Annotated in this window: 9 protein-coding genes; all 9 read left to right on the forward strand. The window is 48.0% G+C overall.

The window, feature by feature from the left end; all coding sequences use genetic code 11:
- The first annotated feature begins 24 nt into the window (after window positions 1-24).
- Entirely contained in the window at window positions 25-801 is a 777-nt protein-coding gene (locus DXA87_RS09405) for an energy-coupling factor transporter transmembrane component T (RefSeq protein WP_117469629.1), read from the forward strand.
- Complete coding sequence (locus DXA87_RS09410) at window positions 789-2,489, forward strand: ABC transporter ATP-binding protein (protein ID WP_117504064.1); 1,701 nt, start codon at window positions 789-791, stop codon at window positions 2,487-2,489. The genes DXA87_RS09405 and DXA87_RS09410 overlap by 13 nt, the downstream gene beginning before the upstream one ends.
- Window positions 2,490-2,947: 458 nt before the next feature.
- On the forward strand, window positions 2,948-3,079 hold the full coding sequence (locus tag DXA87_RS09415; RefSeq protein ID WP_348982216.1) for a hypothetical protein: 132 nt from the start codon (window positions 2,948-2,950) through the stop codon (window positions 3,077-3,079).
- The gene (locus DXA87_RS09420; RefSeq protein WP_117504066.1) at window positions 3,079-3,696 is read left to right on the forward strand and encodes a flavodoxin family protein; all 618 of its coding nucleotides are present in this window, start codon (window positions 3,079-3,081) and stop codon (window positions 3,694-3,696) included. The genes DXA87_RS09415 and DXA87_RS09420 overlap by 1 nt, the downstream gene beginning before the upstream one ends.
- Window positions 3,697-3,726: 30 nt before the next feature.
- The gene (locus DXA87_RS09425; protein ID WP_343220169.1) at window positions 3,727-4,308 is read left to right on the forward strand and encodes an NUDIX hydrolase; all 582 of its coding nucleotides are present in this window, start codon (window positions 3,727-3,729) and stop codon (window positions 4,306-4,308) included.
- A gap of 266 nt (window positions 4,309-4,574) precedes the next feature.
- Window positions 4,575-5,726: a PLP-dependent aspartate aminotransferase family protein gene (locus DXA87_RS09430; protein ID WP_117504070.1), complete on the forward strand. Its 1,152-nt coding sequence runs from the start codon at window positions 4,575-4,577 to the stop codon at window positions 5,724-5,726.
- A 34-nt stretch (window positions 5,727-5,760) separates the two neighbouring features.
- Window positions 5,761-6,939: a MalY/PatB family protein gene (locus DXA87_RS09435; protein WP_117504072.1), complete on the forward strand. Its 1,179-nt coding sequence runs from the start codon at window positions 5,761-5,763 to the stop codon at window positions 6,937-6,939.
- Window positions 6,940-7,280: 341 nt separating this feature from the next.
- Complete coding sequence (locus tag DXA87_RS09440) at window positions 7,281-7,514, forward strand: hypothetical protein (RefSeq protein ID WP_015554280.1); 234 nt, start codon at window positions 7,281-7,283, stop codon at window positions 7,512-7,514.
- A 73-nt stretch (window positions 7,515-7,587) separates the two neighbouring features.
- A complete protein-coding gene (locus DXA87_RS09445) occupies window positions 7,588-8,448 on the forward strand; it encodes a hypothetical protein (protein ID WP_147326524.1) in 861 nt (286 codons plus the stop codon).
- Window positions 8,449-8,588 lie beyond the last annotated feature (140 nt).

Below are 8,588 nucleotides of genomic sequence, written 5' to 3' on the forward strand. Positions count from 1 at the left end.
GAGCAGCTGCCGGGAAACAAATATATGAAAAGTATCAGCCTGTTTGTAGATAACGGGACATATCTGACGAAGGTGCATCCCTTTACAAAATTGATGTATATCGCTGCCGCCATCAGTATTCCGCTGATCACTGGAAAGCTTTGGATGTTTGGTGTGTTTATCGCAGTCAGTCTCTGTGTTCTGGCCAGCGGAAAGATCCTGAAAAAGACGTTTCCGCTGATCGCTTTTTCTTTTACGATCCTTTTGACGATTTTCCTGATCCATGGATTGTTCAACCAGAGAAACGAGAATGTGCTGTTTCTGATCGGCGGGCTGAAATTTTACAGAGAGGGCACACTTTACGCCCTCCATATCGGTTTAAACATTCTGAACATGCTGCTGTCCTTTGCGGTGTTCGTCCTCTCTACCAAGCCGTCTGAGTTTGTGGATGAGCTGGAGAAACGTGGGTTTTCACCGCGTTTCGGTTACATCGTGACATCCGTGTTCCAGATCATCCCGCAGATGATGGGAACTATGAATACGATCATGGACGCGCAGCGCAGCCGCGGGCTGGAGACAGAAGGAAATCTGCGGACCCGCGCTAAGGCATTTTTACCGTTGATCTCCCCGGTGGTCATGAGTTCCCTGATCAATACCAGAGAGCGGGCGATCGCTCTGGAGGTGCGTGGATTCGGCGCAGGAAAAAAGAAAACCTGGCTGTCAGATCGGAAACGTCACAAGGGAGACCAGGAGATCACGATCTTACTGGGACTCTGCATTCTGGCAGCTATTGCATGGAGGATCGTTGTATGTCTGAGATAATCATTGAAAATTTACGATACCGCTATCCTCACGCGAAGAAACTGGCGCTGGATGGTTTGAACTTTTCAGTAGAAAAGGGAGAGTTTATCGGTATTATCGGAGAAAACGGAGCAGGAAAAAGCACGCTGAGCCAGGCGATTATGGGGCTTGTTCCGCAGTTTTACAAGGGAGCTTACGGCGGAAAAGTCATTGTGGACGGCATAGAGGCCGGAAAGACTCCGGTATCACAGCTCTGTGGTCATGTGGGTCTGGTGTTCCAGAATCCGTTTAACCAGCTGTCCGGAGCAAAGGACAATGTATATGAGGAAGTCGCTTTCGGAATGCAGAACCTGGGAATTCCGGCCGAAGAGATGAAGGAGCGGGTGGAGAACGCCCTGAAGCTTCTTGATATCTGGCAGTATCGCGATCGAAATCCGTTTGATCTGTCCGGAGGTCAGATGCAGCGTGTGGCGATCGCCAGCGTGCTGGTCATGCGGCCGGATGTCATGATCCTTGATGAACCGACTTCCCAGCTTGATCCGGAGGGAAGCGACGAGGTATTCCGGGCGGTTGAGACCCTGACGAATTCCGGTATCACGATCTTAATGATCGAGCAGAAGATCGAGAAACTGGCGGCTTACTGCGACCGCATACTTCTTCTGCATGGTGGAAAGCAGATCGCGTTTGATACGCCGCAGAAGGTATTTTCCATGCCGGATCTTGCGGATTATGGGATTCAGGAACCGGCATTTACCCGGATCTGTAAGGCAGAACATGTGACTCTGCCGGATGGAACGTATCCTGTCACTGTGGAAGAGGCTGCCGGAGTGCTGAAAGAGAGACATGCGGGAAGAGCAGAGGCAAAAGGAGCTGCGAAGGCGGATAAAAAAAAGGATTCAGAAGTTTTAGGCGAGGAACAGTTCCTCATTAAGAATCTGGATTTTTCCTATCTTCCGGATGTGCCGGTCTTAAAGGCGTTGAACATGAGACTGGATAAGCGTCCGACGGCGATCATTGGCCAGAACGGAGCGGGAAAGACTACGTTGGTAAAGCTGCTGAAGGGACTGCTGAAGCCGGTATCCGGAAACATTTATTTCCGCGGCGAGGACATTTCTGGAAAAACGGTGGCGATGTTAGCTGGAAATGTCGGCTATGTGTTCCAGAATCCGGATGATCAGATCTTCAAATACAATGTGATGGACGAGATCATGTTTGGTCCGATGAATATCGGGATGGATCCGAAACGCGCGGAGGAAGAGGCAAAGCGGGCGCTGGAGCTGACAGGGTTGTCGGGTAAGGAAAAGGAAAATCCTTATGATCTTGAGTTATATGAGCGGAAGATGACTGCGATCGCTTCGGTTCTTGCCATGGACACGGATGTACTGATCCTGGATGAGCCGACGATCGCCCAGGACTGGAAAGGACGCCAGATCATTGGCGGCATTATCCGCAGCCTGTCGGAGAGAGGAAAGCTTGTGATCGCGATCCTTCATGATATGGATTTTGTGGCGGAGAATTTTGAGCGCGTGATCATTATGGCTCACGGACAGGTGCTGGCGGATGGAACGGCCAGGGACGTGTTCATGCAGGATGAAGCGTTGAAAAAGGCAAGACTGCAGAAACCGTATATGATGCAGCTCGGTGAGGTACTGGGGTATGAGAGAGCGTATCTGACGGTGGATGAGATATTGAGAAATCAGGTGTCCTGATTAAAGTGAAAAAGATGTGCAGATCATTGGCCCGGGGAAGATTTGAGCCGATGGGGCACATCTTTTATCAGTTACAAAAATCATAAATGTTTCAATCAGTTCACCATGTTGGTTTTATTTTGTGATATACTGTTTTATATATTTTTGGGTCTCTGCTGCCGCTCTTCGTTCCACTACGGTCGGTTCAGAGCCAACGTCCACTGGACGTTGTGAACCGGTCGGCACAGAGCAGAGGTCCACAGGACCTCTTGTGGTCTTCGCTTCGCTACGGTCGGTGCAAAGCGGACATCTACCGGATGTCCTGCACCCTTGTATTTGTCCTTATCAGAGTTTGTAAACACTGGTGGGTTGATATAGCACAAGGGAAACAATAAGGGAAATTCACTTTTTACATCTGAGTTTACGGTAGCGACAGGAGGAAAATTATCACCCTGATCGGGCAAGCGGTGAGTGAGACTGTGTGGGATAAAGAGGAGATCATCTACGCGGACCTCGACATGCAGAAGGTCCCGGCGAGCTGGATGGAGCATGATGTCTGTGGACATTACGCGAGGCCGGACGTGTTGAAATTGAGTGTGGAGGATAAATAATGAAAGTATTGATGATCAATGGAAGCCCGCGGGCGAATGGAAATACATCGATCGCGTTGAATGAGATGAAGACGGTGTTTGAAAAAGAGGGAGTCGACGCGGAGATCGTGCAGGTCGGCAGTGAGGCGGTAAGAGGATGTATTGCCTGTAATCGATGCGCGGAGCTTGGGAAGTGTGTGTTCGACGATGTGGTGAATAAGCTGGCGGTGAAGCTTTCGGAGGCTGATGGACTGGTGGTCGCAACCCCTGTCTATTATGCGTCTGCAAATGCGACCCTGATCGCGGTTCTGGACCGGCTGTTTTATAGTACATCCTTTGATAAGACAATGAAAGTCGGGGCGAGCGTTGTCTGTGCGAGACGCGGCGGATGTTCGGCGACTTTTGACGAGTTAAATAAGTATTTTACGATCAGCAACATGCCGATCGCATCTAGTCAGTACTGGAACTCCATCCACGGGCGCGGACCGGGAGAAGCTGTGGGGGATGCGGAAGGTCTTCAGACGATGCGGGTTCTTGCGAGAAATATGATATTTCTCATGAAGAGCATTGAGCTTGGAAAAGAGAAGTATGGTCTTCCGGAGAAGGAAGAGGTCGTGCGGACACATTTTATCAGATAGAGAAGAATGATATTGGAAGGAAATTATGCGATGAATCGGCAGAAACTGGTAAGTCAGATCAGAAGGTATGTGCCTTATAATGAGCAGGAAGAGGCGGATAAGGCTTTGATCCTAAACTGGATCGAGAAGAATGATGACGCGTTCCTTCGGGATAATGTGGTGGCGCACATGACGGCTTCGGCCTGGGTGGTGGATAAGGACAGAAGTAAAGTCCTTATGGTGTATCACAATATTTATCATTCCTGGTCATGGCTTGGCGGGCATGCGGATGGGGAGACAGATCTTCTGGCGGTTGCAATCCGGGAGGTAAAGGAAGAAGCAGGAATTTCCGATGTGCGGCCAGTGTCGGAGGAGATTTTTTCGCTGGAATCACTCACCGTTGACGGACATGTGAAAAAAGGACGGTATGTGTCCAGTCATCTGCATCTGAATGTGACGTATCTTCTGGAAGCGGATTCTGAGGAACAGGTGTCTGTGAAGGCGGATGAGAACAGTGGGGTCGCTTGGTTTACGCCGGAGGAGGCGTTAAAGAAATCTACGGAGCCGTGGTTTGTGGAGCGGGTGTATGCGAAGCTTGTCGAGAAGACGATATCATTGTTGATGAACGAGTAGCAGACTGGTGTAAATCCGGTTTTGTTGCTCGTTTTTTATTTCAGTCGAGAAGACTCCCATCTTTTTTAGAAAATGATTCGGTTCTATGCCCCGGATGGGTGTTTCTTTTTATCGACTAGTTATAGGTTTTCCCTATATGTAACCATAAAATAGAAAGATTATACAGAACTGCCGTCCGGTGGTAGATTATTATCAAATATCCTATGGGGATAGTAGGAATATGAACTCTCTATTTACAAGAGAAAACAAGACAGGAGTGAAAAGATATGGAGAGAGGAATTAATACACGATGTTTACACTTAGAGGAAACAGAAGGTAAAACAGATAATTACGGAGCACTGAGCTACCCGATCTATCAGACAGCGACTTACGCCCATGCAGGTGTCGGAAAAAGCACCGGATACGATTACAGCAGACTTCAGAATCCGACAAGAGAGCAGCTTGAGAAGGTGGTTGCAAGCCTGGAGGGCGGCATCGATGCTTTCGCCCTTTCGAGCGGAATGGCGGCGATCACACTGCTTATGGAAATCTTCAAGCCGGGTGACCATATTATCGCTGAGGCAGATCTCTACGGCGGAAGTGTCCGTCTGTTCGACAATGTCTCGAAAAAGAACGGATATGAGTTTACATACTTAAACTGTTCCAGGGATGACATCGAAGGTGCCATAAAAGAGAACACGAAGGCGGTCTACATTGAGACACCGACGAACCCGATGATGAACGTATCTGATATTTCCAAGATCGCGGAGATCGCAAAAAGACACGGACTCTACCTGATCGTCGACAATACATTCCTGTCCCCATATTTTCAGAATCCGTTAAAACTCGGCGCGGATATCGTGATCCACAGCGGAACGAAGTTCCTGGGCGGACACAACGATACCTTAGCCGGATTTATCGTGACAAACAACGAAGAAGTCCAGGAAAAACTTCGGTTTATCATAAAGACGACCGGAGCCGGGCTCGCACCGTTCGACTGTTGGCTGATCTTAAGAGGCATCAAGACTCTCGGAATCCGCATGGAGCGGTCCCAGGAGAATGCCATCAAGATCGCGAACTGGCTGAAGGAACAGCCGGTTGTAAAACATGTATATTATCCGGGACTTCAGGAACACCCGGGATATGAGATCATGAAAAAGCAGGCAAGAGGATTCGGCGCGATGCTGACCTTCGATGTGGACACAGAGGCACATGCGCTGCAGATCCTCGAGAGTGTCAGAATGATCAAATTTGCGGAGAGTCTCGGCGGCGTGGAGACACTGATCACCTACCCGACGACCCAGACCCATGCGGATGTGCCGGAGGAAGTACGGCTGAAAAATGGAATCACGCCGTGCACGCTCCGGGTATCTGTGGGAATCGAGGATATCGAGGACCTTCTCGCGGAGTTAACGGAAGTATTTAAGGGATTGAAATAGGATCAGAAACGCGAAAAGAGGAGAGGATTTCGGCATGGCAGAGAGAAATTTGAATTTTGATGAGATCGCCGAGCGGCGCGGAACAGACTGCTTGAAATATGACTTTGCAAAGAGGAGAGGAAAGCCGGCGGACGTCCTCCCGCTCTGGGTGGCAGACATGGATTTCAAGACATCTTCCTACGTGGAGGATGCGCTGATCGAGCGGGCAAAACATGGAATCTTCGGTTACAGTGATACCCAGGAAGTATATTTTAACGCGGTGGCAGGATGGATGGAACGGCATCATCACTGGAAGATCAAAGAGGACTGGCTGATCAAGACTCCGGGCGTGGTATTCGCCCTGGCAATGGCGGTAAAGGCGTTCACAAAGGCCGGTGACAGCATACTGATCCAGCAGCCGGTCTACTATCCATTTTCCGAGGTGATCCGGGACAATGACCGTGTGATCGTCAGCAATGACCTGATCCTGGGGGACGATAACCGGTATCATATCGACCTGGCTGATTTTGAAAAGCAGATCGTGGAACATGATGTGAAGTTGTTTCTTCTCTGCAATCCCCACAACCCGTCAGGAAGAGTGTTTACGAAGGAAGAACTGACTGCAATGGGAGATATCTGTGTGAAGCACGGCGTCACAGTGGTCAGCGATGAGATTCACAACGATTTTGTGTTTCGGGGTGAACATACGGTGTTTGCGTCCATCAAGAAGGAGTTCGAGGACATCTGCGTGGTCTGCACGTCTCCGAGCAAAACCTTCAACCTGGCCAGCATGATGATCTCGAATATATTTTTCCCGAATAAGGAGCTGAGACAAAAATTTCAGCATCAGGTCGATGCCGCGGGAATCAGCCAGCTGGGCGTACTGGGACTTGTGGCGACACAGACGGCGTATGAGAAGGGCGACGAGTGGTATGAGAACATGCTCAAATATGTCTGGGAAAATATCGCCTATGTAAAGAAATATGTGAAGGACAACATGCCGGGAGTGAACGTCATTGACGGCGAGGGAACCTACCTCTTGTGGCTGGATTTCAGAGGGACCGGAATCGATGCCGATGAGCTGGACCGTCGGATCATCTACGACGCAAAGCTGTGGCTGGACAGCGGAAAGATCTTCGGAAAGACAGGAACCGGATTCCAGAGGATCAATGTGGCGGCACCGAGGAAGACGATTGAGGAGTGTATGAAAAGAATAGAAGGAATACTGAAATAGTGCATTTTTGGTCTCATAGGAAGACCGGGATCGCAGGATATGGATTGTGACAGGATAAAAAGTCTCTGGGACAGATTGGAAAATTTTTTGATCTGTTCCGGAGACTTTTTGCAGCTTCCTGCACGATGAATGGGAAGTTACGGAATCCTTACGAAACATGTACGATTTCATTAGAATCCTCCATTAAAAAGAACCGTATGCTATAATAAAATTGGCAGAAAACATGTGAATTCCAGAAAATATGGAATGTTCAGGCAGGAGAAGGATAGAAAGAAATTGGAAATGTAACAGGATGAAAAAAGTGTGAGTGGTAACAGATTTTCAGTGAGGAGGAATGCGGAATGAAGAGAGTGCTGATCGGTGGCTTTTTATCTTTGATCGGAAGTATCTGGGCGATGGCGGTGCTGTTTGTTGCGGGAAGTAATCTGACGTCCGGATGGACAACTCCACCGGGGAGATTTATGACTACGGTGGCGGAAATGGGGCTGTCGGAAGTGTTTGGCATGGCGATCCTTTTCGTTGTTCTGGGGATTGTGATCATGATGGTTGAGTTATTCCGGAGAGATAAGCAGTAGAGATGGTATTCCGTCGATGGTTATGATTTTTTGCGAGTATGTCGTTATCATGTTAATAAGGAGTGAGATTGGTATGAAAAAGAAAACGATGATCCTTTTAACTGCTGTGCTATGCGCATCAGTTGGTGCGCTGGTCATGTTTTTAAACAGACCCTATAAACCAGTATCATTTACTGTCGATGGAGATCAGTGGTCGGCGAAAACTGTTGATGGAGGTTCTCTACTGCTGGAACTTCATAATGATAACAAAAGCAGAGAATGGTCAATCGTGTCGGAACCAGAAACTTTTGTAAGCGATTATCATAACATTGCGGAAAATATTTCAGAATTTCATATAATTGCATTGGAGGATGGAAATGGTGAGATGGTATTTCAATGTGTAAAAGATGATGGCAGCACGGACATGTATACGCTTGGACTTTCTATTTCACGTCATCAGAAAACCAATCTTCAAATTGATTCAATTACCTTCAAAATTTCCGGGTGTCTGAAACAGGGGATGGAAGAAAAATTGACAGAAACAGCGAAAGAACCGCGGAAAATCGGGAATGCGCAAGGAAATTTACAAGGAATGGCGATCTATTCTTCCTGCCCTTTTGTGCACGAAGACTCACAATGGGAACTTCAGATCTATGTGCAGGAAGATATGCTCATAGATGGAGAACTGACTATGGATGACAGCTGTCGATTTCTGATACAGGCAGTTTCCGGAGAGGATTCCTATGTATTTTTAGATGAAATGATCCAGTTAGGTATACCGGAGGCGGATATCTGGGAGGACGAACAGGAAAAAATGCATATAGTGCTTCGGGATGTACGGACTGCCAGATATAAAGTGTCTGATTTTGTTTTCAATCCGGAAGAAAAGAAATTTATCGGCAGTGATGTACTGGATGGAGAAGGAATCAATTACATTGGAACGACCGGCAAGTAAGAGAATTTACACCGGCATGATACCGCGAAAAAGATGGTATCAGAGGGAAGGCTTTACATCGTATAAAGCTGTTATGCAGCCATGACTTCTTAATCGCAGTCCATTTTTAACAACACTTTGCAAGAATTCTCCCATCCTCT

Origin of the sequence: Desulfotomaculum sp. OF05-3 (assembly GCF_003435535.1) — a bacterium.
Classification (GTDB): Bacteria; Bacillota; Clostridia; order Lachnospirales; family Lachnospiraceae; genus Pilosibacter; species Pilosibacter fragilis.